The 25,320-nt window shown below is 62.3% G+C and carries 23 protein-coding genes and 4 tRNA genes; 11 read left to right on the top strand and 16 right to left on the bottom strand.

What is annotated here, in order from left to right:
- The first annotated feature begins 125 nt into the window (after positions 1-125).
- Complete coding sequence (locus BN1127_RS00985) at positions 126-1,421, top strand: PTS sugar transporter subunit IIC (protein WP_042648163.1); 1,296 nt, start codon at positions 126-128, stop codon at positions 1,419-1,421.
- Positions 1,422-1,425: 4 nt separating this feature from the next.
- Here BN1127_RS00985 and BN1127_RS00980 read toward each other — a convergent pair whose 3' ends face one another.
- Positions 1,426-2,376: an AEC family transporter gene (locus tag BN1127_RS00980; protein ID WP_005323502.1), complete on the bottom strand. Its 951-nt coding sequence runs from the start codon at positions 2,374-2,376 to the stop codon at positions 1,426-1,428.
- A 135-nt stretch (positions 2,377-2,511) separates the two neighbouring features.
- Between BN1127_RS00980 and treR the strand changes: the two genes are divergently transcribed.
- From treR to BN1127_RS00960, 4 genes are all read left to right on the top strand, one after another.
- Entirely contained in the window at positions 2,512-3,459 is a 948-nt protein-coding gene (treR, locus tag BN1127_RS00975; protein ID WP_042648162.1) for a trehalose operon repressor TreR, read from the top strand.
- A 186-nt stretch (positions 3,460-3,645) separates the two neighbouring features.
- Positions 3,646-5,076 carry a PTS trehalose transporter subunit IIBC gene (gene treB, locus BN1127_RS00970; protein WP_042648161.1) on the top strand — a complete coding sequence of 477 codons (1,431 nt, stop codon included), beginning with the start codon at positions 3,646-3,648 and terminating at the stop codon, positions 5,074-5,076.
- Between the two features lie 83 nt (positions 5,077-5,159).
- Complete coding sequence (gene treC, locus BN1127_RS00965; protein WP_042648160.1) at positions 5,160-6,824, top strand: alpha,alpha-phosphotrehalase; 1,665 nt, start codon at positions 5,160-5,162, stop codon at positions 6,822-6,824.
- On the top strand, positions 6,824-7,444 hold the full coding sequence (locus BN1127_RS00960; protein WP_042648159.1) for a sugar O-acetyltransferase: 621 nt from the start codon (positions 6,824-6,826) through the stop codon (positions 7,442-7,444). Before treC ends, BN1127_RS00960 begins: the two co-directional genes overlap by 1 nt.
- A 96-nt stretch (positions 7,445-7,540) precedes the next feature.
- On the opposite strand, the gene BN1127_RS00955 is transcribed toward BN1127_RS00960, so the two are convergent.
- Entirely contained in the window at positions 7,541-7,999 is a 459-nt protein-coding gene (locus BN1127_RS00955; RefSeq protein WP_042648158.1) for an Lrp/AsnC family transcriptional regulator, read from the bottom strand.
- A gap of 105 nt (positions 8,000-8,104) precedes the next feature.
- Here BN1127_RS00955 and BN1127_RS00950 point away from each other — a divergent pair, with 105 nt between their 5' ends.
- The gene (locus BN1127_RS00950; protein ID WP_171268572.1) at positions 8,105-8,971 is read left to right on the top strand and encodes an EamA family transporter; all 867 of its coding nucleotides are present in this window, start codon (positions 8,105-8,107) and stop codon (positions 8,969-8,971) included.
- A 62-nt stretch (positions 8,972-9,033) separates the two neighbouring features.
- On the opposite strand, the gene BN1127_RS00945 is transcribed toward BN1127_RS00950, so the two are convergent.
- A complete protein-coding gene (locus BN1127_RS00945) occupies positions 9,034-10,533 on the bottom strand; it encodes a histidine-type phosphatase (RefSeq protein WP_042648156.1) in 1,500 nt (499 codons plus the stop codon).
- Positions 10,534-10,909: 376 nt separating this feature from the next.
- Here BN1127_RS00945 and BN1127_RS00940 point away from each other — a divergent pair, with 376 nt between their 5' ends.
- Entirely contained in the window at positions 10,910-11,242 is a 333-nt protein-coding gene (locus BN1127_RS00940; RefSeq protein ID WP_042648155.1) for a hypothetical protein, read from the top strand.
- A gap of 107 nt (positions 11,243-11,349) precedes the next feature.
- On the opposite strand, the gene BN1127_RS00935 is transcribed toward BN1127_RS00940, so the two are convergent.
- The 8 genes from BN1127_RS00935 to plsY all read right to left on the bottom strand — a co-directional run bounded on the left by BN1127_RS00935 (position 11,350) and on the right by plsY (position 16,216).
- Complete coding sequence (locus tag BN1127_RS00935) at positions 11,350-11,949, bottom strand: Yip1 family protein (protein ID WP_025328417.1); 600 nt, start codon at positions 11,947-11,949, stop codon at positions 11,350-11,352.
- A gap of 222 nt (positions 11,950-12,171) precedes the next feature.
- Positions 12,172-13,515 (bottom strand): potassium channel family protein, encoded by a 1,344-nt coding sequence (locus tag BN1127_RS00930; RefSeq protein WP_042648154.1) that lies wholly within the window; start codon positions 13,513-13,515, stop codon positions 12,172-12,174.
- Positions 13,516-13,830: 315 nt separating this feature from the next.
- Positions 13,831-14,850 carry an OmpA family protein gene (locus BN1127_RS00925; RefSeq protein WP_042648153.1) on the bottom strand — a complete coding sequence of 340 codons (1,020 nt, stop codon included), beginning with the start codon at positions 14,848-14,850 and terminating at the stop codon, positions 13,831-13,833.
- 252 nt (positions 14,851-15,102) lie between these two features.
- A tRNA-Asn gene (locus tag BN1127_RS00920) sits at positions 15,103-15,178 on the bottom strand.
- A gap of 45 nt (positions 15,179-15,223) precedes the next feature.
- Positions 15,224-15,299, bottom strand: a tRNA-Phe gene (locus BN1127_RS00915).
- Between the two features lie 3 nt (positions 15,300-15,302).
- Positions 15,303-15,378: transfer RNA gene (locus tag BN1127_RS00910), tRNA-Thr, on the bottom strand.
- A 52-nt stretch (positions 15,379-15,430) separates the two neighbouring features.
- A tRNA-Phe gene (locus BN1127_RS00905) sits at positions 15,431-15,506 on the bottom strand.
- Between the two features lie 47 nt (positions 15,507-15,553).
- On the bottom strand, positions 15,554-16,216 hold the full coding sequence (gene plsY / locus BN1127_RS00900; protein WP_041204917.1) for a glycerol-3-phosphate 1-O-acyltransferase PlsY: 663 nt from the start codon (positions 16,214-16,216) through the stop codon (positions 15,554-15,556).
- Between the two features lie 171 nt (positions 16,217-16,387).
- Between plsY and folB the strand changes: the two genes are divergently transcribed.
- The 3 genes from folB to BN1127_RS00885 all read left to right on the top strand — a co-directional run bounded on the left by folB (position 16,388) and on the right by BN1127_RS00885 (position 17,859).
- A complete protein-coding gene (gene folB, locus BN1127_RS00895; protein WP_042648152.1) occupies positions 16,388-16,759 on the top strand; it encodes a dihydroneopterin aldolase in 372 nt (123 codons plus the stop codon).
- A complete protein-coding gene (gene folK, locus BN1127_RS00890) occupies positions 16,759-17,268 on the top strand; it encodes a 2-amino-4-hydroxy-6-hydroxymethyldihydropteridine diphosphokinase (RefSeq protein WP_042648151.1) in 510 nt (169 codons plus the stop codon). The genes folB and folK overlap by 1 nt, the downstream gene beginning before the upstream one ends.
- A gap of 105 nt (positions 17,269-17,373) precedes the next feature.
- Entirely contained in the window at positions 17,374-17,859 is a 486-nt protein-coding gene (locus tag BN1127_RS00885; RefSeq protein WP_041206799.1) for a YbaK/EbsC family protein, read from the top strand.
- Positions 17,860-17,875: 16 nt separating this feature from the next.
- On the opposite strand, the gene mdtD is transcribed toward BN1127_RS00885, so the two are convergent.
- From mdtD to BN1127_RS00865, 4 genes are all read right to left on the bottom strand, one after another.
- A complete protein-coding gene (gene mdtD / locus BN1127_RS00880; protein ID WP_042648150.1) occupies positions 17,876-19,273 on the bottom strand; it encodes a multidrug transporter subunit MdtD in 1,398 nt (465 codons plus the stop codon).
- 74 nt (positions 19,274-19,347) lie between these two features.
- Positions 19,348-20,475 (bottom strand): CobW family GTP-binding protein, encoded by a 1,128-nt coding sequence (locus tag BN1127_RS00875; RefSeq protein WP_042648149.1) that lies wholly within the window; start codon positions 20,473-20,475, stop codon positions 19,348-19,350.
- 71 nt (positions 20,476-20,546) lie between these two features.
- On the bottom strand, positions 20,547-21,953 hold the full coding sequence (locus BN1127_RS00870) for a D-arabinono-1,4-lactone oxidase (protein WP_042648148.1): 1,407 nt from the start codon (positions 21,951-21,953) through the stop codon (positions 20,547-20,549).
- Between the two features lie 117 nt (positions 21,954-22,070).
- Positions 22,071-22,688 (bottom strand): LysE family translocator, encoded by a 618-nt coding sequence (locus tag BN1127_RS00865; RefSeq protein WP_042648147.1) that lies wholly within the window; start codon positions 22,686-22,688, stop codon positions 22,071-22,073.
- Between the two features lie 76 nt (positions 22,689-22,764).
- Here BN1127_RS00865 and BN1127_RS00860 point away from each other — a divergent pair, with 76 nt between their 5' ends.
- The gene (locus BN1127_RS00860) at positions 22,765-23,676 is read left to right on the top strand and encodes a LysR family transcriptional regulator (RefSeq protein WP_042648146.1); all 912 of its coding nucleotides are present in this window, start codon (positions 22,765-22,767) and stop codon (positions 23,674-23,676) included.
- 6 nt (positions 23,677-23,682) lie between these two features.
- On the opposite strand, the gene BN1127_RS00855 is transcribed toward BN1127_RS00860, so the two are convergent.
- Entirely contained in the window at positions 23,683-25,257 is a 1,575-nt protein-coding gene (locus tag BN1127_RS00855; protein WP_042648145.1) for an EAL domain-containing protein, read from the bottom strand.
- Positions 25,258-25,320: the final 63 nt, after the last annotated feature.

The raw sequence follows: 25,320 nt of genomic DNA, 5'->3' as shown, positions 1-25,320 counted from the left end.
AGCGAGGTAATGAAATGGCAAAATGGTCGCGGATATTACGGAAACAAAACCGCAAAGCCGTCAAAATGGCGTCCAAGCCCCATCATGACAAGGGGTATCAGGATGACAAGGAACCGAATAACGTGATGAATCTGCAATGGATGGCAATGCTGGTCGGCATGATAGAGCAGCGCATGGTACCGTTTGCCAACTGGCTGACCCGCAGTCGCCATGTGCTCTCGTTGCGCGATGGTTTTCAACTGGCCATGCCCTTCGTCATCGTCGGCAGCCTGCTGGTCCCCATTCTCTATCCTCCCATCGCCCCCGACACGCCGCACGCCTTTGGGCAGTGGTTGCACTGGCTGGCGCGGGCGCTGCATCCCTTCCTGTTTCCCGTCTACTCCCACACCCTGGGGCTGGTGGCACTGATCATCGCCTTCGGCGCGGCGTCCAGCCTCGCCAAGGCATACGAGATGCCCGAGCGTCTGTGCGGTCTGGGGGGCTGCATGGCGTTCCTGATGCTGATCGACTTTCGCTCGCTGCAGCCCGGTGTATTTGGTTATCTGGGGGGCGCCGGAATCTTCACGGCCCTGCTGATGGCTTTCTACTCGGTGGAGGTGACCCGGTTCTTCTATCGCCGGGGCTGGTACATCCAGATGCCGGATGAGGTGCCGGTGATGACGCGGCGGGGCTTTCAGCTGATCGTGCCGCTGCTGTTCATCATGCTTTCGCTGAGCCTGCTGCGGCTCTGGTTGCAGCAGCAGTTCGGGATCAGCCTGCCTGACTTCATGGCCGCCCTGTTCCGGCCCCTGATCGTGGGTGCCGACACCCTGCCAGCCCTGCTGATCACCCTGCTGATTGCCCATCTGCTCTGGTTCATGGGGATCCACGGCGCCCTGATAGTGACCGGTTTGCTGTCACCCTTCTGGATGGCCGGGGTGAGCGCCAACCAGGCCGCGCTGATGGCGGGAGAGCCCCTGCCCCACATCTTCCTGCAAGGGTTCTGGGACTACTACCTGCTGATCGGGGGGATTGGGACTACCTTGCCTCTGGTGTTCATGGCCATGCGCAGCCGCAGCCACTCCATCCAGTCGGTGGGCAAGCTGGGGTTCATCCCCTCCATGTTCAACATCAACGAGCCGCTGCTGTTCGGTTTTCCCATCATCATGAATCCGTTGTTTTTCCTGCCCTTTATCGGCGTTCCCCTGATCAATGCGGTGATCGCCTGGCAACTGACCCAGTGGGGTTTCCTCGACAAGTTCATCGCCCTGCTGCCCTGGTCCATGCCCTCCCCGCTGGGCGCCGCCTGGGCGGCCAACGGCAGTTGGAGCAATGGCCTGATGAGCCTGGTCTGCATCCTCAACAGCTATGTGCTCTACCGCCCCTTCTTCCTGGCCCACGAGAAGATGGTGCTGGAGCAGGAACGCGAGCGGCTGGGCTGAAGGGCTATCCCATCAGCCCCAGATAGTTCATCAGCGCCGCCCCCAGGCTGGTGGTCACCAGCGAACCGAGCGTGGTGGTGGCGATGATGTTCGCCGCCAGGGCGCTGTCGCCCCCCATGGCACGGGTCATCACATAGCTGGCGGCTGCGGTGGGGGTGGAGCTGATGAGAAACAGGATGCCGAGGGCCTGGGTGTTGAAACCGAGCGCCCAGGCCCCCAGCACCAGCAGCACGGGAATGCAGAACAGACGGTTGGCGGTCGCCCAGCCGGTCAGCATGGCGCCGCCGCGCAGGGCCTTGAGGTTGAGGCTGGCACCGGTGCAGAGCAGCGCCAACGGTAGTGTCATGTTGGCGAAGTAGTTGCCCGTGGTGATCACCAGCTGGGGCAACTCTATGCCGAGCAGGCCAAACGGCAGCGCCGCCAGTATGGCGATGATGAGGGGATTTCTGACGATCCCCTTGAGGATGGGCCTGATCCCTTTTCCACCCCCCAGGCTGCGGGTCAGGGTGATCACCGCGAGGATGTTGTAGAGCACTGTGATGGAGCCCACCAGCAGGGCGGCGGCCCCTATGCCCTCCGGGCCGTAGGCGTTTTGCACGTAGGCCAGCCCCATGATCCCCATGTTGCCGCGAAAGCTGCCCTGCACGAAGATGCCCCGCAATTTCTGCTCGCTGATGAAGCGGGCCGCCAGCAGCTCGAGCACCAGAAAACCGGCCAGGGTGCCGAGCAGGCCGTAGAGGATCAGCCAGGGGCTCGGCATGGTGGAAAAGTCGGTGCGCACCATGCTGAGAAACAAGAGGGCGGGCAGGGTGACCTGAAACACCAGGCGGGAAGCGGACTCGACGAAGCTGTCAGGCAAGAGGCCCAGCCGCTTGAGCCAGATGCCGAGCACCAGCACCAGACAGATGGGGCCCGTGATGGAGAGGGAGAAGTGCAGACTTGCCAACAGATCCATGATGCGCGTCCTGTGCAATGGCGGGGGAGTCGCCTGGGCAAATTGGCATTCTAACGCCATGGGCTTGTATTCACAGGACTTAATCACAACAATGTCTGCATCCCGGTTGTCGCCCTCCCCTGTCACGGATCCCCCATGGAAAAGAAACTGACCATCCTCGATATCGCCCGCCTGAGCGGGGTCGGCAAGTCGACCGTCTCCCGGGTGCTCAATCAGGATCCCAGGGTCAACGCCCAGACCAGAGCCAGGGTCGAGGCGGTGATCGCAGAGCACGGTTTCGTGCCGAGCAAATCGGCGCGGGCCATGCGCAGCCAGAGTCAGCAGGTGGTTGGCATAGTGGTGTCACGCCTCGACTCCAGCTCCGAGAACCAGGCGGTGCGCGGCATGCTGGAGACCCTCTACGCCCGCGGCTACGACGCCGTGCTGATGGAGAGCAAGTTCTCTCCCGCCAAGGTGAGCGAGCACCTGGCGGTGCTGGAGCGGCGCGGGGTGGACGGCATCATCCTGTTTGCCTTCAACGATCTGGACTATGCCGCCATGGCGCCTCTCAGGGAGAAGCTGGTGCTGATGACCCGCGAGCGCCCCGGCTTCTCGTCGGTCTGCTTCGACGATGACGGGGCGGTGCGCGCCGTGCTCGATCACCTCAGGGGACGAGGCATCGACGAGGTGGCCTATCTGGGGGTGGAACGCAGCGATCTCACCACTGGGCTGCGTCGGCATCAGGCTTACCTCGACTACTGCCGGGAGCAGGGGCGCGTCCCGCACAGCGCCCTCGGGGATCTCGGTCTGCAAAGCGGCTATCGGCTCGCGGCCGAGCTGCTCACCCCCACCACCCAGGCCATGGTCTGCGCCAGCGACACCCTGGCCATAGGCGCCGCCAAATACCTGCAGGAGCAGGGTCGCACCGACATCCTGGTCAGCGGCCTCGGCAGCAATCCCATGCTGACTTTCCTCTTTGCCAACACCCTCAGCCTGGATTTCGGCTACAAGGACGCCGGTATCCTGGCCGCCAGACAGCTGCTCGACCAGATTGAAGAGGGGCAGCCCCCCAGAGCCACCATCGCCCCCTGTCAGCCCCTGTAGTCTATCTTTACCTCCATTCTCGGTGTTTTGCGCTTTTTGTGACCAGCGCCACGAATTGGGAACGTTCCCATTGCTGATGTCGACCACTGGCCTCATGCTGATTGGGAACGATACCAATAAGCGGGCGGTCATTGGCCAGCCGGCAAAGACACGACCATTATTCATGGAGTCACAGAGGGAAGGCTCATGTCAAAAGTCAACACACAACATCTGGCGCAGCTGATCGAACGGATCGGCGGCAAGGACAACATCACCACCGTCAGCCACTGCCTGACCCGACTCAGGTTCGTGCTGGCCGACCCGGCCAAGGCCGACCCCAAGGCCATCGAGACCATACCCTCGGTGAAGGGCAGCTTCACCCAGGGCGGCCAGTTCCAGGTGGTGATCGGCAACGAGGTGGATCAGTGGTACAAAGCGCTGACCCAGGAGATAGGGGTGAGCGGCGCCAGCAAGGACGCCGCCAAGCAGGCGGCCCGCCACAACATGAATCCGCTGGAGCGCGGCATCTCCCACCTGGCGGAGATCTTCGTGCCCCTGCTGCCCGCCATCATCACCGGCGGCCTGATCCTGGGCTTTCGCAACGTCATCGGCGACATCAAGATGTTCGACGACGGGACCCATACCCTGGTGGAGATCAGCCAGTTCTGGGCCCAGGTCCACGCCTTCCTCTGGTTGCTGGGTGAGGCCATCTTCCACTTCCTGCCGGTGGGTGTCTGCTGGTCTGCGGTGAAGAAGATGGGGGGCTCCGAGATCCTCGGCATAGTGCTGGGCATCACCCTGGTCTCGCCGCAGCTGATGAACGCCTATGGCATCGGTCAGCAGACCCCGGAAGTGTGGGACTTCGGCCTGTTCGTCATCCAGAAGGTGGGCTATCAGGCCCAGGTCATTCCGGCCCTGCTGGCGGGTGTCTTCCTCGCCTGGGTAGAGACCAACCTCAAGCGCATCATTCCGGCTTACCTCTACCTGGTGATAGTGCCCTTCATCTCCCTGCTGCTGGCGGTGATCGTGGCCCACGCCTTCATCGGCCCCTTCGGTCGCTGGATTGGTGAGGGTGTCGGCTTCGCCGCCAAGGCCGCCATGACAGGTTCCTTCGCCCCCATCGGCGCTGCCCTGTTCGGCTTCCTCTATGCGCCCCTGGTCATCACCGGCATCCACCACACCACCAACGCGGTGGACTTGCAACTGATGCAGAGCATGGGAGGCACCCCCATCTGGCCGCTGATCGCGCTCTCCAACATAGCCCAGGCCTCTGCCGTGGTGGGGATCATCCTGATCAGCCGCAAGGAGAATGAGCGGGAGATCTCGGTCCCGGCCGCCATCTCCGCCTACCTCGGGGTGACCGAGCCAGCCATGTACGGCATCAACCTCAAGTACAAGTTCCCCATGCTGTGCGCCATGGTGGGCTCCAGCCTCGCGGCTCTCATCTGCGGCTTCAGCGGCGTGATGGCCAACGGCATCGGCGTGGGTGGCCTGCCGGGCATCCTCTCCATCCAGCCGCAATACTGGGGCATCTACGCCGTCGCCATGCTGGTGGCCATAGTGGTGCCCGTGGTGCTGACCCTGCTGGTCTACAAGCGCCAGCAGGCGGCCGGCAAGCTGGACCTGGCGACCGCCTGATCCACACAACATCGGCGGAGCCCTGGCTCCGTCCTTTTTCTTTGCCCTGTTCCAACCAGTTTCAACCAATGAGCGAACCAACCATGACACAGACACCCTGGTGGCAAAGCGCCGTGATTTACCAGATCTACCCCAAGAGCTTTCAGGACTCCGGCGCCCGTGGCACCGGTGATCTCAAGGGGATCATGGCCCGCCTCGACTACCTCAAGACCCTCGGCATCGACGCCCTCTGGCTGACCCCCGTCTACGTCTCCCCCCAGGTGGACAACGGCTACGACATCGCCGACTACCTGGCCATAGACCCGGCCTACGGCACCATGGAAGATTTCGAGGCGCTGCTGGCCGCCGCCCACGGGCGCGGCATCCGCATCGTGATGGATATAGTGGTCAACCACACCTCCACCGAGCACGCCTGGTTCAAGTCGGCGCTGGGTGACAAGAACAGCCCCTATCGCGACTACTACATCTGGAAAGACCCGGTAGAAGGCGGCGTACCGAACAACTGGCAATCCAAGTTTGGCGGCAGCGCCTGGGAGCTGGACCCGGCCACCGGTCAGTACTACCTGCACCTCTTTGCCCGCGAGCAGGCGGATCTCAACTGGGAAAACCCGGCCGTGCGCGCCGAGGTCAAAAACATCATCCACTTCTGGGCGAAGAAGGGGGTCGACGGTTTCCGTCTCGACGTCATCAACCTCATCTCCAAGGATCAGCGCTTCCCGAGTGACGAGGTGGGGGATGGCCGCCGCTTCTACACCGACGGGCCGCGCATCCACGAATTTCTTCAGGATGTGAGCCGCGACGTCTTCGCCCCCGTGGGGGCCATGACGGTAGGGGAGATGTCCTCTACCTCGCTGGAGCACTGCCAGCGCTACGGCGCGCTGGACGGCTCCGAGCTCTCCATGGTGTTCAACTTCCACCACCTCAAGGTGGATTACCCCAACGGCGACAAGTGGACCAAGGCGCCGTTCGATTTCCTCGAGCTCAAGCGCATCTTCAACCACTGGCAGAGCGGCATGCACGGCAAGGGCTGGTCGGCGCTGTTCTGGTGCAACCACGATCAGCCGCGCATCGTCTCTCGCTTCGGTGATGAGGGTGAACATCGAGTGGTGGCCGCCAAGATGCTGGCTAGCACCTTGCACGGGTTGCAGGGCACGCCCTACATCTATCAGGGGGAGGAGATCGGCATGACCAACCCCGGCTATCAGCACATCGACGACTATCAGGATGTGGAGAGCCGCAACATCTTCGCCATCAAGCAGGCGGAGGGGATGAGCGAGGCCGAGATCCTCGCCATTCTGGCGGCCAAGTCCAGAGACAACTCCCGCACGCCCATGCAGTGGAGCGCGGCCCCCAACGCAGGCTTCACCCAAGGTTCGCCCTGGCTCAAACCCGCCGCCAACTACCCCGAGATCAACGCCGAGGCGGCGCTGGCCGACCCGGATTCGGTGTTCTGGCACTACCGGGATCTCATCGCCCTTCGCAAGGCGCACCCCATCTTCACGCAGGGGGATTATCAGGAGCTGCTGGCGGGAAATGAGCAGATCTGGGCCTATACCCGCAGTGCCAACGGCCAGACCCTGCTGGTGGTGAGCAACTTCTACGGCGAGCCGGTGGAGTTTGCGCTGCCTGCCGAGCTGCAAACCGGCGAAGGCCGCTTGCTGCTTGGCAACTACCCCGACAGTCCTGCCCGCCCGCAATCCTGCGAGCTGCGCCCTTACGAATCCCTGATCTGGTTGATGGAGCAATGATGGCTGAGACAATCACAGCGCAGCGGGCAGCCGAGCGTTGCCCCGAGTGGCAGAAGATGGTGGCGGGGGAGCCCTATGATGCGGGTGACCCCGAACTCAGGGCGGCGCGGGAGCGCTGCCGCAGGCTCTATCACAGCTTCAACACCAGCTGGCAGGAGAAGCCGGCACGGGATGCCCTGCTCCATGAACTGCTGGGCGGCCGTGGCAAAGAGTGCGCCATCAATCCGCCGTTCTTCTGCGACTATGGTGCCAACATCTTCGTCGGCGAAAACTTCTACGCCAACGTGGGGTGCACCATTCTCGACGTGTGCGAGGTACACATAGGTGACAACGTGCTGCTGGCCCCCGGGGTGCAGATCTACACCGCAGCCCACCCGGTGGCGGTGGCGCCGCGCATCAAGGGGGTGGAGTTCGGCAAGCCGGTGCGGATCGGCCACAACGTCTGGATCGGTGGCAGCGTCGTCATCTGCCCCGGCGTCACCATAGGTGACAACAGCGTCATCGGCGCGGGATCCGTAGTCACCAGGGATATTCCGGCGGGGGTGGTCGCGGTAGGCAACCCCTGCAGAGTGCTGCGGCCCATGACGGCAGATGAGCTGGCTGCTGGGGAGCCCGACTGACACAGAGGGGCAGGTAGTACCTGCCCTTTTAGTTTTCCTGACGGCCCCTTCGCGCTCCTTTGATTCCGGGAAAGGCGGCGGCACCCTCATCTTTCCTCACCCTGGCAGCAAGGCGCCGCAACGCTTGTGCTGCCCCATGACCACCAGGGTCTTGAAGCTGCGCACCTGCTCCCTGGCATGCAGCACCCGCCGGGTGAACTGCTCGTAGCTCGCCATGTCCCTGGCGGCGACCTGCAGCACGAAGTCCTGCTCCCCCGTCACATACCAGAGGTCCATCACCTCAGGCTCCCCTTTCAGAACGCCAATCATCTCATCGACGATACGGCCGTGATCCCGCTCCAGGGTGACAAGCACCAGCATGGTGATAGGCCAGCCCATGGTCGCCGGGGCCACCAACGCCACCTCCCGCTCGATGAGACCCGACTCCCGCAAGGCGCGAACGCGGCGATAGCAGGCAGGGGCGGAAAGACCGACCCTGTGGGCCAGCTCCGGCGTGGGCAGACGGGCATCCTGTTGCAGCTCGGCGAGGATGAGCAGATCGAACTTATCGGTCATGGGGATAGAGAGATAAAAATTATCGAATAGGTCCAGTTTTAGACTGAGATTACGGCTATCGCCAGATATATTTTACTTCCCTTTCCCTGCTCAGGTGTGAACGAGATGCCGCCAAACGCCACCCCCCTCTCCTCCCTGTTGGCGGTCATCCTCGCCATGCTGTCGATCACCCTGGGCGCCTCCCTGGCCAAGTCCTTGTTCCCCCTGCTGGGAGCCGCAGGCACGACCCTGTTCCGGCTGGGATGCGCCGCCCTGCTCCTCTCGCTGGTGTTTCGTCTCTGGCGAATGCCCCTCGATCGGCGCACCCTGCTGGGGGCCATCCCCTATGGGCTGTCGCTTGGGGCCATGAACCTGCTCTTCTATCTGGCGATCGAGCGGATCCCCCTCGGCGTGGCGCTGGCCATCGAGTTCATCGGCCCCTTGACGGTGGCGCTGCTCGGCTCCCGCCATCGGGCAGACTTCCTCTGGCTGGCGCTGGCCATCGTCGGCCTGCTGTTGTTGCTGCCGCTGCGGGCGGCCGAACAGACCCTCGATCCCCTGGGGGCGGCGTTGGCGCTCGGGGCCGGGGTGTTCTGGGGGCTCTACATGCTGACCGGCAAGCGGGCAGGAGCCCTGCTGGGGGCGCAGGCGCCGGCGCTGGGCATGTGGGTGGGCACCCTGCTGGTGCTGCCCTTCGGCCTCGGTGGGGCGAGCGAGGTCACTTTCACCCTCCCCGTGGTGCTGACCATCGCCGGGGTGGGGCTGCTCTCCAGTGCCATTCCCTACTCCCTCGAGATGTTTGCCCTGCGTCGGTTGCCGCTCAAGAGCTACGGCATCCTGACCAGCGGCGAGCCCGCCATGGGCGCCCTGATGGGATTGTTGTGGCTGGGGGAGCAACTGCCTCCGACCCAGTGGCTCGGGATAGCCGCCATCATAGCCGCATCCATGGGCACTACCTGGCATGGAGGACGACGACGCGTCGACCCGGTGTGACGCCGCCAAACAGAGCGGGCCTGTGATGACAGGCCCGCTCTATCAAAGGCAAGGGGCGGGTGTCAGGACGGATAACCGTAGCAACGCTTGAGCTCGCCGAAGTCATAGAAGAAGCTGCCGACCGCGATGGGAGAGCAACCGGCCTTGAAGGCAAGCTCCTTCTCGTTGTAGAGCATCTTCACCAGCACCCGGCCTGCGTCGTTACGGTAAACGTCCCACTGGATGTTGGCCGCATAAGGAGAGACCCAGCCGCCGCGCCATTCGTTGTTGGCCTGACTCATCAGCACGCCAGGCTGGGCGCTCTGACGGCTGCCTTCCAGCTGCATCAGTGCCGCCAGCGGGATCAAGGTCTCGGCATGGGCAAAGCGCAGCTTGGCGACGTGCTCGCCGGCCCCTTCGACCACCTGGGTCTGCACCTCGTCGAACAGGCCGTCGAGCAGGGGCTGGGCCACGGCGTAGGTAGCGCGCTGGCTGGCAAGGCTCGGCCCCTTCTCGTAGAAGTCCTCGGCATCGGAGAGGTAGGAGAACCAGGCCGACTCCTCCGGGGTGATGAACTGCTCCAGATCCCAGGGTGCCCCTTGCGCCTGCGCCTCGCGGATCATCCCCGGGCCAATGATGAAGAGGTTGTAGAGCATGAGGGCGGCATCCACCTCGTCACGCACATAGGTCTTGTCACCATCTTCCGGGTTCACCGCCACATATTCGACGCCGGCAGCCAGCTCGTCGACGAACGCCTTGCTGTAGAGGCGTTCAAGCATCTCGCGCGCCATCACCCGGGTCTGGGGCAGGGTCTTGAGGCCACCGAGCGCTTCGCTCAGCTCGGGCGCCGGGGACACGCCCGCCTCCTCATCCCCGACGAACGCCATATAGGCCTGGAAGGCGGGCAGGTACTGGAGGTAATCCCCTTCCGGCTCCGTCTTGTGGAAGTAGAGCTCGAACTTGTTGCGCAGCCCCTTGTCGATCTCGGAGGGGGTCTGCTGGCTCACGTAACAAGCCTTGCTGTCAGTGATGAAATCGACCCGTTTGGCCAGGCTCTCCATGAAGTAGTAGGCGCTCTCGTTGGCTCTGTCCTTGCCCGAGGTCTCGACCCGGATACAACCGGGCACACCTCCCTTGCCGAGCAGGGCCGGCAGCCGCTCGGCCAGACGGGTCGCCAGCAGGGCATGTTCCTCCTTGCCGACCGCAGAGAGCAGGCCATAGCCCAATTGCCGGTTGGCTGCGGTGACCGCGTCCACCTTGGCGCCAAGCTTCTGACCTAGATCGGTCAGCGCCCCCTGCCGGGAAGCCGCATCCCAGATTTGCCTGGTCAGCACGTCATACTTGGGGCTGGACAGGGAACGGGAGCCATGTCGGGCAACCAGTTCGGTGAAGACGGGGGTGAAGCCGGCTGACGCCGCTTCATAACTGCCCGCATCCTGGCGAGCGACATAGACAGCCTTGGTACTGTACTGGTAGTCGGACCCGGTGGCCGAAGAGGAGTCGTTATCCGAGTTGCAACCGGTCAGCAGTGTCATAGCCAGACCGGCAGAGAGCGCGAGGGAAGAGAGGCGGAACATAGTCATCCTTGAACCATATTGAAAATAAGGTTGCACCCTAAGCGCTTCAGATGACAATCCGGTGTCAATCGCCGCTTTCTATGGCCGTATCGGCTTACACCCTGGAGTCTGGGGCGGTCACTCGCTTATATTTTGTTCATTTTTTTTGAACATATAGGCCAGTTTATCTCGCTAACAACCGCTCAAGATCCTGATTACCATTCCTACATCGCTTAGGCAGGATAGCCAAGCCGCCAAATAACAGGTCGTTCCGGACTGTGCCCCCTAAAGTTGGTATCTGATGTCAGCAAAAGAACTGCATATTATTTGAATGACCTCTTGCAAGGATGCGTTGATGCGGGCCGAACCGGCCTTGCCAATGACATAAAAATCAAGAGAGTGAATGAACATGAAAAATGTAATCAAGATGCTGGCCGTCGCAGGCCTGATGAGTGTCGGTGTTGCCCAGGCTGCCGTCCCCGCCGACTTCAATGCCGCTCCTGGTGTATTGTTCGTGAACTGGCATACCAGTGCGGCTGTCGCTGGCAATGCCAACCCCATGCTGGAGGTACGCGACGAGTCTGGTGATGTGGTGGCTTCCGTCCACGCCAACCTGATGGGCACCCAGCAGGTGCAGATCCCGAGCCGCACCCAGGGCAGGCTGACCCTGAGCCTCGGGGATCAGAGCAGTGACTACCGCATCCCGTTCGGCATCGGCAGCGGCAACCCGCGCTGATACTGGTTGGGGCAGCCCCGTCGGATTGCCTCAACCAGAGATGCGTGAGCCAGTACCACGACAAGGGCGCCATGATGGCGCCCTTGTCGTTTCTGCCGGCTTGCTGGCTACTGGGTAAACACGGGACCAAAACCGGATCCCCACAGAATGGCCGTGGCTGCCAGCACGCAGACCAGCAACACCAGGCCGACCGTGACCACGGAGCTGGCATAGATGAACCCCTGCTCCTTGGGAATGTGCATCAGGATAGGCACCCCCACATAGAGCAGGTAAACCGAGTAGCTGAGTCCGATGAGTCCGATGATCATCACGAACCAGAGGTGCGGGAAGAACGCGGAGAAACCGACCATGAACAGCGGTGTGGAGGTGTAGGCTGCGAGCTCGAGCGACGTCGTGTAGCTGGGATCCGAGCCAAAGGTGTGACCCATCCAGTGCACCAGATAGGAGAGCGCGAGGACGCCGATGATGAGCGTCACGTACATGGCTATCGACAGCATGAGAGCGCTGTTCGCGGTCAGGGTGATGGGATCCCCGACACCAATGCTCCAGCCAATGTGTACGGCGGAATAATAGGCGCAGATGGGGGGGATAAGGGCCACGATCAGGATATGGGTCAGACTGTTTCGGAAACTGTCATGCCGCTCGTCTATGGTATGCCATTCGGTGTGAGGATGCGCATACAATCCCCATAAGTGATTCAATATCATAGCGTTATTCCTTCTATGCTTCGATTGTGGACTGTTCGATACCGCTCTCGCTCCCCTGTGTGTTTCTCTCGTACAACGCTTGCCGCGCCATCCATCGCGATCGCGACCGATGACTCTAAATAAAGTCGCTCCACTGCCGCTGCGTCAAGGAAGAAGGGGGGATCGATGGACGTTCAGCCTCTGGCGGCGGGGCTGGCTGCCCCCTCACCGCCAGCCTGGTCGTCAGTACTGCTTGGTTTTCGAAGCAAAGCCGGCGAGGAAGAGACCGGTCAGAAACATGCCGCAGAACGCCTCTATGGCCGACAACAGCTGGAGGGGAGAGGAGGTCTGGGAGATATCGCCGTAACCCAGGGTCACGAAGGTCACTATGCTGAAGTAGAGGGAGCGCCCCAGGTGGCCATGGGTCACGGATTCCGGCGCCAGGAAGTAGGTCAGGGTCGCCAGCAGGATGACCCCCATCGACATCAGCAGACTTCTGATGGGCCGCTCGCCAAATCCCCAGGTGATGAAGCTGACAAACTTGCCGGCACACTTGAGGTAGCACAGCAGAGAGAGCCACCCCTTCTTCATCAAGCCGCTGCGCAACCAGCGCTCCCTGAACAGCTCCCTTGGACGCGCCAGGGATTTCATCTCGTGCAGCTTCTCCTTGTAGTAGCATTCACCGGCATCCACGGTGTCCCCCACGCTGGAGAAGAGTCGCTTGGCATTGCGGTAAAGCTTGCTGGCTTCGTTGTGATCGATCCGGCCATTCTCGTTGTAGACCACCTGCACCTTGTCCAGATTGGTGTGCTCCATGGTGGCATCGAAGTTCTTGGCACTGACGTTGAAGTTTTTCAGCACGGCCCGGGAGGAGTGAAAGCGGATCTCCTCGCACTCTATGGTGAACTCCTGAAACACCCCGTCCTCCAGCGCCAGCTCCCGCTTCTTGGCCCAGGCCCTGTGGTCCCACAGCAGGGAATCGAACAGATCGAGCCCGATCACCCCGCCGTTGACCCTCACCCCCTTGGCCGAGCAGTGCCACAAATAGACCTTGGAGTTGTTGACGGCACCGTCCAGCGAGAGCTCGTCCAGGCAGGTGAAGTCGAGCAGCCGGCCGGAGATAATGGGGCTCTTGAGCTCGACGCCGCCGATGTTGAGCAGGCGATGCTTGCCCAGCACCTGGGCCTCCCCCTTGTTGTTCTCGGAAACGGAGAGCAGGCTCTGCACCCGTTTCACCTCGTCCTTGCCGTACTTGCCGGCCAGCCACATGCAGTAAGGCTCGAAGCGGGATTCGGAGCGGATGAGGCCGCTCTTGCGCAGGGACTCCAGAGCACTCGAGGCAGTCTCATACAGCCTTATCTTGTCATCGCTCATGTAGACGCAGAGGCTGAGCACGGATCGCGAGCTGATGAAACGGGCGATGCCGATCTGGAAGATGACGCTTTTCTCTATTTTCTGCTCTGTCATCCAGTCGCCGAAATGAGGTAGCGAGGCCACCAGCAATGTCCAAATCAATGGATAGTCATTCTCCCGCCGCCACTCGTTGAACTGCTCGGGAGAAAGCTGCCACAGCTCTGTCGCATTCATAGATTACCTCTGTCATGGATTTGTCCCGCTTCGGGATGTCGAGGGAGGGGATCAGAAGCCCGCACGCCCGGACCGGGATGACGCAGGATAACGGGACACAGGCTCGTCACGCCATCATACTAGGCAAGATGATGGCTGTAACTCACTGACAGGGAAGGTATAAGAGGAAGGGTTCGACACATTTTCGAGCGATTGCAGAAGGATCGGGCACCAGACGTCGTGACGGATGGTTTTACCCGTCTGCGAAGCGCAAGCCCGACAAACAAGAGGGGATGCCATGGCATCCCCTCTTCACATCCACCGAGCGGCGTCGGCTTATTGCTGCACTTCCTGCACGCCAGAGACGCGGACTTCGACACGGCGGTCCGGTGCCAGGCAGGTGATCAGCTCATTCTTGCCCTTGACGCCGTCACACTGGGTGCCGGTGACCGGGTCGGCTTCACCACGGCCTTCGATGGCGATCTTGCTGGTGGCCAGACCCTTGCTGACCAGGAAGTCGGCCACGGTGCGGGCACGGGCTTCGGACAGCTTCTGGTTATAAGCCTCGGAACCGATGCGGTCGCTGTAACCAATGACGATGGCGCTGCCATCTTTGGGCTGGAATTCAACGATTTGCTTGTACAGACCATCCAGAGCCTCGACACCTTCAGCCTTCAGCTCGGCTTTGCCAAAGGCAAACAGCACGTCGGAGTTCAGGGCAAAGTTCTTCTCGACAACCACGGGAGCCGCTTCTGTAACGACCGGAGCAGCAACAGGCTCAACGTAGGAGGTGCGGAACGGGTGATATACCGCTTCCAGCGTCGCCACGCTCTGGTTGGACTTGTACTGCTCACCGGTGTAAGTGGTCAAATCAGCCACGTCCCACATGTAGCGGTAGCGTGCCTGCAGATCCAGGGCATCGTTCAACTTGTAGGTCAGACCGACGCCAGCCATCGGCGACACGCGGGAATCCGTCACGCCAAAGCCGTGGGTGTGCGACCAGTAGGCACCCGCTTCACCAAACAGGGAAAAATCCTCTCCCAGCGGCAGACGGGCGATACCGGACAGGGTGGCACCCTGATTTTCGTAGGCGTTGTTGTTGATGCCACCGTTGGTATTGCCCCGGCCAGCGTACTGGTAACCCAGTTCGGCACCGAACGTTTCGTTGAAGTTGTAACCCATGAAGAGGTTGCCGGTGAAGGCGTCTTCGGTTCCACTCTCCACGCCTTCTACCTTGTTCAGGCCATTGAAGTGAGCGGCACCGACACCGGCACCGAAGTAGATGTCGTCACTTGCGTGAGCAACCGTGCCAGCCAATGTCAATGCAATCCATACAGGTGTCAGTCTTAAGTTCATCACAGCCTCGTCGATGCTAGTTGTGGGCTCATAGCCCTTGTTCTATATGAGCACCATTGTACCGACCAGTTCTTGTACAGGAGCTTAAGCGGCGAGACCATTTATGTAGCATTTACTGCCTGTTTTTAATGCACTTTCAGCTTTCCGTTAAGCCATTGTGGCCAACATCCTGGCGAGCGCATCCCGACGGCGGGGATACGCATGCGAGACCATAAAAAAAGACCCCTGTCTTGCGACAGGGGTCTTTTTAATTGGCTCCTCCTACTGGACTTGAACCAGTGACATACGGATTAACAGTCCGCCGTTCTACCGACTGAACTAAGGAGGAATTAACTATCGGAGACCAGATATCGCTATCTCATCGCCTTGATGGTGGTGCCCAGAGACGGAATCGAACCGCCGACACGGGGATTTTCAATCCCCTGCTCTACCGACTGAGCTATCTGGGCAAATGGTGCCGGCTACCGGAATCGAACTGGTGACCTACTGATTACAAGTCAGTTGCTCTACCTACTGAGCTAAGCCGGCACACTTAAATCGTTGTGCATGAACAAAATTTTCTTTCATGGCACCAAAATATTGGTGCCCAGAGACGGAATCGAACCGCCGACACGGGGATTTTCAATCCCCTGCTCTACCGACTGAGCTATCTGGGCGTGGGCGCTATTAAACGGATTTTAGGGCAGGTGGTCAACGGGAAATTTCACTTTTCGTCTCGTTCGTCTCTTTTTTGCGCAGCATCACTCATTTTTATCACTTCTGTGGGGGAAGCCGCTCCCCGGCGGCCCCAGAGCCGGGATTCCTCGCCCCTGAGCAGGCGGGTGATGTTCTCGTGATGGCGAACCAGAATGAGGCAGGAGAGCAGGGAGACCGGCAGGGTATATTCCGGTTTGAGCAGGTAGGTAAAGAGTGGCGTCAGCAGCACGGTAACGATGGAGGCCAGTGAAGAGTAGCCGCTCACCAGCAGCACCAGCAACCAGGTGGCGATCGCGGCGCCCCCCATGGCAAAGCCGATGGGCAGCATGGTGCCGAGCGCCGTGGCGACCCCCTTGCCGCCCCGAAAGTGGAAGAAGATGGGATACATGTGACCCAGACAGGCGGCGACACCGATGAAACCGAGATAGACAGGCTTGATCTGCAGGTACCAGGCGAGATAGACGGGAGCCATGCCCTTGAGCACGTCGAGCAACAGGACGATGAGTGCCGCCATGCGCCCACCGAGGCGCAGCACATTGGTCGCCCCCGGGTTGTGGGAGCCATGGTCGCGGGGATCCGGCAGACCCGTGAGGCGGGAAACCAGCACGGCACTGGACAGCGAGCCGCCCAGATAGGCCAGAATAATCATCAAAATCGTCAGGGCCGTCATCTTGGTCGTTTTTACCACGATATGAATGGGGTATGATGCGGGCCACATTCTCTGGTCTGGGCTTGCCCGAAAGCGTGTCGCCCAAACCGGCCGCCAGCGGCAATCGGCTTGCCAGGCCTGCATCCCTGCGCTGTTTTCACAGCCCATCAAGAGTAAAGAAGAAGTACTGTCATGGACAAGGTGTTTATTCGCGGACTCGAGGTTTTGACCACCATAGGGGTATATGAGTGGGAGAAGGGCATTCGCCAGAAGCTCTGTTTCGATCTCGAGATGGGGTTCGACAACCGACCCGCCGCCGCAACCGACGATATCAATCTGGCGCTGGATTACGCCACCCTCTCCCGCAAGATCTGTGATCACGCCCAGAGCAAGGTAGTGGAGCTGGTCGAAACCATGGCTGAGCAAGTGGCCGCCCTGGTGCTGGACGACGAGCGGGTGCAGTGGGTCAAGGTTACCCTGACCAAGCCGGGCGCCGTACCCAATGCCGCCGGGGTCGGGGTGGAGATCCTGCGTCACCGCACCCCGGCCGCGAGCGCCAGCTGATGACCCGCATCTATATCAGCCTGGGGTCGAACATAGAACGGGAGCACCACATCCGAGCCGGACTCGACGCCCTGCAGGCGGAGTTTGGGCAGCTTGCTGTCTCCAGGGTATTCGAGAGCGAGGCGGTGGGCTTCAATGGCCGCCCCTTCTATAACCTGGTGGTCGGCGCCGACACTGACCTGCCGCTGGCGACCTTGTGCCAGCGCCTGCGGGCCGTGGAGTTCGCCCATGGCCGCGAGCCGGACGCCAAGAAGTTCGCCCCGCGCACCCTGGATCTCGATCTGCTGCTCTATGGCGATCTGGTCTGCGAGGCGCCCCTGGTACTGCCCCGCGGCGAGATCCTCACCAACGCCTTCGTGCTCTGGCCGCTGGCGGAGCTGGCCCCCGCCCTGCGCCATCCCGTCGATGGCCGCCCCCTGGGCGAGCTGTGGAATATCTACGACAAGGCCTCCCAGCGGCTCAGCCCCATTCCCTTCCACTGGGATGCGGTCGAACTGCAGCCGCACTGATCGACAAGGGCACCTCGTTGCCCTTGTCGCTTATCCGCCATCAGAAAGGATGATTGGGCCCGGGCCGGTGCGGCTGGCAGCATGACCCTGACACAGGAGCCCCCCATGCCACTCGACACCATCCATGACTTCAACTGCCGGCTGCTGGCCGAGCTGCCCCACCAGCGCTATGAGCACGAGCCCATCCTCGATTACGCCACCGACGAGCGGGTCAAGGCCCGCCTCGGCTGGCAGGCGGAGTTCAGCAAGACTCTGTTTCTCAAGTTCAAGGATGGCCGCTTCGCCCTGCTGCTGACCCACAGGGAGGGGCGGCTCGACAGCAAGGCGGTCAAGGCTATCCTCGGTGCCAAGCCCTCCATCTGCAGCGCCGAGGAGATGCAGGCGCAGATCGGCTGCCTGCCGGGGGCCGTCTGCCCCTTCCTGCCCCACGCCGATATCCCGCTGCTGGTGGATCCGGCCCTGTTGGCCCACCACGCTTTCACCTGGACCCCGGGCCACCCCGAGCTGACCTTGCTGCTGGCTACCGAACATCTTGCCAGCCTGCTGGCGCGTCTGCCCTGCCAGGTCAGCTACCTGCCCGCCCAGGCCTGACATCTACCCCTGGCTTTTACTCCCTGCCCTCCTTCCTCGCCAGTTGGGCAAAGATGAGCGCCGCCAGCATGGACATCAGACCGATGCACAGATAAGTGAGGTGGAAGCCGCCGAGCCAGCGCTCGCTATCCTGGGCCGGCAGTCCGGCGGAAAAGAGCCCGAGCAGGCTGGCGGCGATGGCCACCCCAAGACTCATAGAGAGCTGCATCACCACAGAGAGCAGGCCGTTGCCACTGCTGGCGTGCTCGGCGCTCAAGTCTTGCAGTGTGAGCGTGTTCATGGCGGAGAACTGCAGCGAGTTGATGGCGCCGAACACCGCCAGCCAACCCAGCAACACCCCGTAGGGCACCTGGTTGTCGATGAGGGAGAAGCTGGCGATCATGGCCCCGAGTGCCAGGGTATTGCCGATCAGGATGCGGCGATAACCGATGCGCGGGATCAACCTGTTCACCAGCGTCTTGGTCAGCATGGCCCCCAACACGGTGGGGATCATGGTCATCCCCGCCTTGCTCGGCGAGAAGCCGAGCCCCAGTTGCAGAAACAGCGGGGTGAGAAACGGCATGGCACCGCTGCCGAGACGGGCAAACAGGTTACCCCAGATGCCGATGGCGAAGGTGCTGGTCTTGAACAGCGCCAGACTGAACAGCGGCTCCTCGGCATTGGCGGCATAGAGCCAGTAGCTCGCCATGGCGGCCAGACCGAACAGCAGGGCAAACAGCGCCCAGCCGGTGGAGATGCTGTGCTCCCCCAGCCCCTGCAAACCCACCGACACCAGCACCATGCCGGCGCTGAACATCACAAATCCCTGCCAGTCGAACGTGGCCGTGCCTTGCCGCAAGTCCGGCATGAAGTACCAGCTCGCGATAAAGCCGAGTATTCCCACCGGCAGATTGATGAGAAACACCCAGTGCCAGCTCGCCACTTCCACCAGCCAGCCCCCCAGAGCCGGGCCGATCAGCGGCCCCACCAGGCCGGGAATGGTGACGAAGGACATCACCCGCAGCAGCTCGTGCTTGCTGTAGACCCGCAGCACGGCAAGGCGTCCTATGGGCATCAGCAGGGCGCCGCCCACCCCTTGCAGCACCCGGGCAGCCACCAGCATCGGCAGGGTGTTCGCGGCCGCACAGGCGAGCGACCCCAGGGTAAACAGCAGGATGGCGGCCAGATAGATGCGGCGAGTGCCGAATCGGTCCGCCAGCCAGCCGGAAGCGGGAATGAGCAGGGCCACTGTCAGCATGTAGGCGATCACCACCGACTGCATCTGCAGCGGGCTCTCCCCCAGGGTCTCGGCCATGTTGGGCAAGGCGGTGTTGAGGATGGTGCCATCCAGCGTCTGCATGAAGAAACCGACCGCAGTCAACCAGGGCAGCCATTTGCGTTGGGCAGGAGTCACCATCTGTGCGCTTTCAGGCATGAGCTGTCACCTCTTCTTCAAATAGAAAAAGACCCGCACTCAGGTTTGCAGACTGGGCAGGTCAGATCAGCATATCAGGCATCCGGCTGGCCGAGCATGGCCCTGAGTTGCTCTTCCAGGCTGGGCTCCGGGGCCTTGAGAGTCTCCATGAAGAGTCGCTCTATGCCCGCCTTGTCCTGGCTTTTCACGATAAACACCAGCCTGGACTGGGCTTTGCCCTCCGGCCACTCCCCCAGCGCCTGCAACGGATAGAGCTGGCCGTGGACGCCGTGGATCACCACCGGCTGGCTCTCTCCCTCCAGCTGCAAAATCCCCTTGAGCCGCAGCAGGGCGTCGCCATACTGCCCCTGCACCGCATCGATAGCGGCCAGCAGGCGGAACGGCTTGAGCGGCTCGCCGATGCGCAGGGAGAAGCTCTCGATGTTGCCATGCTCGAAATGGGTCGGCGCGGCCGTGCCCACCTTGGCAGCGAACGGCTTCATCTTTGGCTGCATCGGCGAGGCCAGCCCCTGCTTGGGGGATTCGGTGCGCAGCCAGGCCAGCAGCTGGCGCACATCGCGCCCGGCCGCTTCGTTGTAGGCGCCAAGCTTCTCCAGCACCGCTGGCGACAGTTCGCCATTGGTCACCTGCTGGATGGGGGCCGCCGGGTTGAGGGCCGCCAGCTGGGCTTCGACCCGAGCCAGCTGCTCGCCGTCCACCAGATCCCCCTTGCTCACCACCAGCAGATCCGCCAGCGCTACCTGTTTCACCGCCTCATACTGGGCTGCCAGCTGCTGCTCGATATGACCGGCATCCACCACTGTGACGGTGCCATCGAAGCGGTAGCGCTGGGCGATAAAGCCCTCTTCGCGCAGGGTAAAGAGCACGGGGGCCGGATCGGCCAGACCGGTGGTTTCGATAATCAGCCGCTTGAACGGTTTGATCTTGCGCTGAATAGCCTTCATAAACAGCCCCTGCAGCGCCTCCACCAGGGAGCCCTGCACCGAGCAGCAGATGCAGCCGGAGTCGAGCAGCATCACCTGCTCGTCCACCTGTTGCACCAGATGGTGATCCAACCCCACCGAGCCGAACTCGTTGATAAGCACCGCGCACTCGCCGAGCTCCGGCTGCTTGACCCAGTAATTGAGCAAGGTGGTCTTGCCGCTGCCGAGAAAGCCGGTCAGCAGGGTCACGGGGATTCGGGTGTCTTGCATATCTGTCATCTCGATGACTCCCTTCTGATCGGCAGGGTGATGAGTACGCGGGGGTCTTGCATATCGGTCATGTTCAATCCTTACCGGTTGGCAAACAGCTCGCCGAGCCAGCGATTCTCGAAGCGGCCGTGGGGGTCGAGCTCGCGCTTCAAGGCCAGGAAGTCGTGCCAGCGTGGCAGCAGGGCCGGGAAGTCATAGAGATCCATCGCCAAGTGCTTGCCAAAATGCGGCGTGCCGCCGAGCGGCACCAGCAACTGCTGCAGCTCGCGCATCTGCTCCATGGAGCCGCCCACGAAGGTGCCGTCCGCCGCCAGATAGACCAGGAACCCTATCCAGCACACCGGCTTGCCATAGGCGGCGCTGAGCCAAGCCTCAGAGGGGCCGGTGCAGCGCAGGATAAAGGGGTAGTGCAGCGCCCCCGGGTTGCGCTCCTGCCAGTGCTGCAGTATCGCCAGTGCCTCCTGCATGCGCTCGAGGGGCACGGCCACCTCGCAGTTGATCTGGGGCGCCGGTATCCCCTTGCAGAGGATCTGGTAGACGTTGCCCACGAGATCAGAGGCATCCTTGAAGCGGCGCACCGTCTCGAAGTGCTCCCCGGCCCTGGCCTCGTCCTTGGTGTCTCTGGCCATCTTCTGCAGGGTCGCGTCTATGGTGGTATTGAGGGCGGCATTCATGGCGCTGTCGGCGTCCCCCTCCAGCAGCAGCGGCTCGCTGCCCCCGGCGCGATAACGGGCCACCTCCTCGTCGCTTGCCGGGTCAACCAGCCAGATGTGGCTCTCGCCGGTCCAGGCGAACCACCAGCTCTTGACGAAGGCGTGTTCCCGGTTGAGCCGCTCGTTGTGGGCCAGCAGGAAGGGGTAGTCGGTGGTGAACTTGGTGCAGCGCATGATCCGGTTCGGCACGGTGCGCAGGCGCACGTCGAGCAGCACGCCGAGCATCCCCATCCCCATCACGAAGGCGCCGAAGCGCGGGTCCGTGCGATCCACGCCTATGATGTCGCCATTGGCCAGCATCACCGTCAGGGCCTCCACCGCGTCGCACAGGGAGGACTGATGCAGCCCCTGGCCGTGGGTGCCGGTGCTGAGCGCCCCGCCCAGGGTCTGAATGCCAATGACCCCGGGGGACGCCGGCAGCATCCGATCCATGGCGATGAGATCCGCATAGACGGTATCGAGCGGCGTGCCCGCCTGATAGGTCACGGTATCGACACTCTTGTCCAGCTGACCGCGCAGGTGGTGCAGGTCCACCAGCAGCGCCTGGCTGCCCTCGGCATAGACGCTGTGGATGGGTTCGAAGGAGAGGCCGGAACCGATGAGGCGCAGCTTGCGCTCCGGGTATTCCCGCAGCAGTTGCTGCAGCTCGTCGCGGTTTTGCGGGCGCCACACCTGATCCAGGGCGCCGAGCGGGTTGGTCCTGGACCAGTTGAACAGCACCTCCCGATTACCGATCGCCTTGATGCTGTGAAATGCCTGGAACCTGACCGTCATACCGCGCCTCATCTGACTTCAAAATGAGCGGCAATTCTACCGAAAAGCGCGCGCCAAGGCATGAAAAACAAGCCCCTGCTGTTCGAGGGTGGATAAGGGGGACCCGCCCCCCTCCCCTCAGCGCGAGGGCTGGGTCAGTGCCAGCAGCATGCCGAATCCCACCAGCAGACCGCCAAAGATCCGATCGATCCAGTGGCGCACCGCCAACAGGCGGGACCGTACCGACGAGCTGGAGAAGAAGAGCGCCACCGCGCTGAACCAGAGGGCGTGGGCCAGCACGATGAAGGCGCCGTAGCCGAGCTGGACCGCCAGCGGCGTCTGCGGCTGCACCACCTGCATGAAGAGACTGACGATGAAGATGGTGGTCTTGGGGTTGAGCACATTGGTCAGAAAACCGGTACGCAGCGCCCCCAGGCTGGAGAGGGCTGGCTGACTGGCCAGCTCCTCCCCGGTCTCGGGCTGGGCCCGCAGCATCTTGATGCCGAGGAAGATGAGGTAGGCCGCCCCCGCCAGCTTGATGAGGTTGAACAGCCAGAGGGACTGTTGGATCAGCAGGCCGACCCCCAGCAGGGTGTAGCTCACGTGGACACAGACCCCGGCCGCGATGCCGAGCGCCGTCAGCACGCCGGTACGACGGGAGAGCAGCAGGCTGTTGCGCGACACCATGGCAAAATCCGGGCCCGGGCTGATGACGGCAAAGAAGGTGATGGCTACTACGGCTAACAGTTCGGTCATGAAAATAGTCCTGATCACATGGGATATCGGCTATTTTATTTGGCAATAACCCCCATGACGAACGATGATTTCTGACATGAACGGTGAGAAAAATTCACAGAAAACCCTCTCGCTTCCCTCCCTGACGGCCCTGCGCTGCTTCGAGGTGGCGGCCCGCACCGAGCACTTCGGCCGCGCCGCCGACGAGCTGCACCTCACCCATGGCGCCATCAGCCGGGCGGTGCGCCTGCTGGAGGAAGACCTGGGCGTCAGGCTGTTCGAGCGGCGCCAGCGCCGGGTCTTCCTGACCGAGGCGGGTGAGCGGCTCTATCAGGCGGTCAGGGAGGGGCTGGGCCAGATCCGGGAAACGGCCCAGGCGCTGCGCCAGCAGAGCCGCCCCCAGTCGCTGGTGCTCTCCTGCGAGCCCACCCTGCTGATGCGCTGGCTGATCCCGCGCTGGCCCGCATTTCAGGCCCTGCACCCCGAGCTGGACGTCCATCTGATGGCGGGGGGCGGCGCCCTCAGCTTTGGCAGCGGCATCGATCTCGCCATCCGCCGCAACGACTTCGACTGGCCCGAGGATCTGCACAGCCAGCTGCTGTTCGAGGAGCTGACCGGGCCTGTCTGCCAGCCGGGCAAGGTGGCGCAGTTTTTCGAGCTAGGAGGAGAGCTGCCGGCTCTGCGCGCCTCGGCCCCCCGCCTGCACACCAGGACCCGTCCCGCCGCCTGGCAAAGCTGGCAGGCGCAGGCCGGACAGGGTGCGAGCGACGAGGCGCCGACCCAGACCTTCGAGCACTTCTACTTCAGCCTGCAGGCCGCCGTGGCGGGCCTTGGCGTCGCCATCGGCCCTTACCGACTGGTGTGCGACGATGTCGCCGCCGGCCTGCTGGCCGCCCCGCTCGGATTCATCCCAGATGGCACCGGTTATCACCTGCTCGCCCCCGCGCCGCCCGAACCCGGCAGCGCCCACGAGACCCTGGCGAACTGGTTGCACGGTCTGGTGCGCTGAGCCGCATCAAGCCTGGGTGGCGCGCTCGACGGCGGGAGTGTATCTCTCCGCCGTCGTCAGTTTCCGGCAGAACTGGCGCAGTGGCATAGGACGGGCGAACAGGAACCCCTGCAGATACTGAACCCCCTTGCCCCTGAGGTAGGCGGCCTGTTGCTCCGTCTCCACTCCTTCGGCTACCAGGGAGAGGCCCAGCCGCCGGCCGAGGTCGATGACGTTGTCGACGATATGCTCGGACAGCGACTCGGTCCCGATGCGACCGATGAAGGAGCGATCGATCTTGAGATAGTCCACGTGGAACTGTTGCAGGTAGTGAAGGCTGGAGTGACCGGTGCCGAAGTCATCGATGGAGAGCCGCACGCCCATCTCGTCGAGCTGGCGGAACAAGGAGAGCGTCTGCGGGTTGGTCACCAGCAGCTCCCGCTCGGTGAGTTCCAGCACCAGCACCACCCGCCCCGGCACAAAATGCGCGAGGAAGGCGCGACACTCCGCCAGCAGGGAAAGATCCCGGCAGTGGGCGGCGCTGATGTTGAAGCTGATGTGAAAAGCGTCAGGCAGCCGGGTTTGCACCGGCTTCAGACGCTGGGCCACGACCTTCATGAGATGAGTGGTCATGGGCACGATCAGCCCAGACTCTTCCGCCTGGGGGATGAAGAGATCGGGGCGGATCAAGCCAGATCTCGGGTGGCGCCAGCGCATCAGCACCTCCGCCCCGACCATCCTGCCGTCGTCGCTGGCCATCAGGGGTTGCAGGTAGGGGACAAACTCCCCCGCCAGCAGCCCGCGCCTCAGCTCATCCGTCTGGGAACCCGGACGACCCAGCACCCACCATACCAGCAGTGCGAGCAACACCGAGGTCCCTGCCAGCCACAGCAGGGCCAGATGACGAGCCTCCCACAGGGTGTGCCAGTAGAGCGGCATGGCATAGCCTGCATGGATGGCGAAGGGGTAGCGGTGGGAGGAGAGTTCAAGGCTGATCTTGCTGTACAGCCTGGGGGGCTGGTTCTGGTGATGTCCGGATTCATCGATCCAGTCCGACCCCACCTGCAGGAACAGCTCGCTGGTATCACTGCTCATGGCGAGCATGAAGCTGAGCTGGGTGCTGTCGATGGCGCTCAGCGCCACATCGTGCCCGCGCTCATGGCGCACCACCAGCAGCGGATGATCCAGGCGCACCTTGTTGCCGTTCATCAGCAGCAGCTTGTTTCCGGTGTAGATAGTGCCGTCATCCACTTCATGGACGGGGCCAAACAATGAAGAACAACGGATCACGCCGCCGCGCGCCAGGTTGACTGAGCGCAGGAAAGGCTCGAGGGCCACTCTCTTGCGCAGCAACAGCAGATTGTCGACGCAGGGGCGGTTCACCAGCGACAATGCCTCCAGATTGGCCTGTTCGGCCTGATCCAACATGTGCTCCAACAAGGTCTTGGCCTTGTGGGCAGAGGCGCTGGCGTCCGCCTTCAACTCCTGCTCGTAGCTGCCGTGTACCATCCAGCCTCCCGCCAGTAATGGCAGAGTCAATACCAGCAGGGTGCAGCCAAGGCGCCATCTCGTACGGGCCAGATCAATCCGGAACAGAAACATAGAAACCACGCCGCAATTCGCAGGCTTGCCCCGGCAAGCGCCACAGTGAAATAACGCCCACTT

This window comes from Aeromonas media, from assembly GCF_000819985.1.
Taxonomy (GTDB): domain Bacteria; phylum Pseudomonadota; class Gammaproteobacteria; order Enterobacterales; family Aeromonadaceae; genus Aeromonas; species Aeromonas media.
This window is presented reverse-complemented; position numbering and strand designations above follow the sequence as displayed.

Excerpts from the sequence above, each read along its gene's own strand:
- BN1127_RS00985 (WP_042648163.1), top strand. The coding sequence starts at position 126 with ATGAATCTGCAATGGATGGCAATGCTGGTCGGCATGATAGAGCAGCGC.
- BN1127_RS00980 (WP_005323502.1), bottom strand. The coding sequence starts at position 2,376 with ATGGATCTGTTGGCAAGTCTGCACTTCTCCCTCTCCATCACGGGCCCC.
- treR (WP_042648162.1), top strand. The coding sequence starts at position 2,512 with ATGGAAAAGAAACTGACCATCCTCGATATCGCCCGCCTGAGCGGGGTC.
- treB (WP_042648161.1), top strand. The coding sequence starts at position 3,646 with ATGTCAAAAGTCAACACACAACATCTGGCGCAGCTGATCGAACGGATC.
- treC (WP_042648160.1), top strand. The coding sequence starts at position 5,160 with ATGACACAGACACCCTGGTGGCAAAGCGCCGTGATTTACCAGATCTAC.
- BN1127_RS00960 (WP_042648159.1), top strand. The coding sequence starts at position 6,824 with ATGGCTGAGACAATCACAGCGCAGCGGGCAGCCGAGCGTTGCCCCGAG.
- BN1127_RS00955 (WP_042648158.1), bottom strand. The coding sequence starts at position 7,999 with ATGACCGATAAGTTCGATCTGCTCATCCTCGCCGAGCTGCAACAGGAT.
- BN1127_RS00950 (WP_171268572.1), top strand. The coding sequence starts at position 8,105 with ATGCCGCCAAACGCCACCCCCCTCTCCTCCCTGTTGGCGGTCATCCTC.
- BN1127_RS00945 (WP_042648156.1), bottom strand. The coding sequence starts at position 10,533 with ATGACTATGTTCCGCCTCTCTTCCCTCGCGCTCTCTGCCGGTCTGGCT.
- BN1127_RS00940 (WP_042648155.1), top strand. The coding sequence starts at position 10,910 with ATGAACATGAAAAATGTAATCAAGATGCTGGCCGTCGCAGGCCTGATG.
- BN1127_RS00935 (WP_025328417.1), bottom strand. The coding sequence starts at position 11,949 with ATGATATTGAATCACTTATGGGGATTGTATGCGCATCCTCACACCGAA.
- BN1127_RS00930 (WP_042648154.1), bottom strand. The coding sequence starts at position 13,515 with ATGAATGCGACAGAGCTGTGGCAGCTTTCTCCCGAGCAGTTCAACGAG.
- BN1127_RS00925 (WP_042648153.1), bottom strand. The coding sequence starts at position 14,850 with ATGAACTTAAGACTGACACCTGTATGGATTGCATTGACATTGGCTGGC.
- plsY (WP_041204917.1), bottom strand. The coding sequence starts at position 16,216 with ATGACGGCCCTGACGATTTTGATGATTATTCTGGCCTATCTGGGCGGC.
- folB (WP_042648152.1), top strand. The coding sequence starts at position 16,388 with ATGGACAAGGTGTTTATTCGCGGACTCGAGGTTTTGACCACCATAGGG.
- folK (WP_042648151.1), top strand. The coding sequence starts at position 16,759 with ATGACCCGCATCTATATCAGCCTGGGGTCGAACATAGAACGGGAGCAC.
- BN1127_RS00885 (WP_041206799.1), top strand. The coding sequence starts at position 17,374 with ATGCCACTCGACACCATCCATGACTTCAACTGCCGGCTGCTGGCCGAG.
- mdtD (WP_042648150.1), bottom strand. The coding sequence starts at position 19,273 with ATGCCTGAAAGCGCACAGATGGTGACTCCTGCCCAACGCAAATGGCTG.
- BN1127_RS00875 (WP_042648149.1), bottom strand. The coding sequence starts at position 20,475 with ATGACAGATATGCAAGACACCCGAATCCCCGTGACCCTGCTGACCGGC.
- BN1127_RS00870 (WP_042648148.1), bottom strand. The coding sequence starts at position 21,953 with ATGACGGTCAGGTTCCAGGCATTTCACAGCATCAAGGCGATCGGTAAT.
- BN1127_RS00865 (WP_042648147.1), bottom strand. The coding sequence starts at position 22,688 with ATGACCGAACTGTTAGCCGTAGTAGCCATCACCTTCTTTGCCGTCATC.
- BN1127_RS00860 (WP_042648146.1), top strand. The coding sequence starts at position 22,765 with ATGAACGGTGAGAAAAATTCACAGAAAACCCTCTCGCTTCCCTCCCTG.
- BN1127_RS00855 (WP_042648145.1), bottom strand. The coding sequence starts at position 25,257 with ATGTTTCTGTTCCGGATTGATCTGGCCCGTACGAGATGGCGCCTTGGC.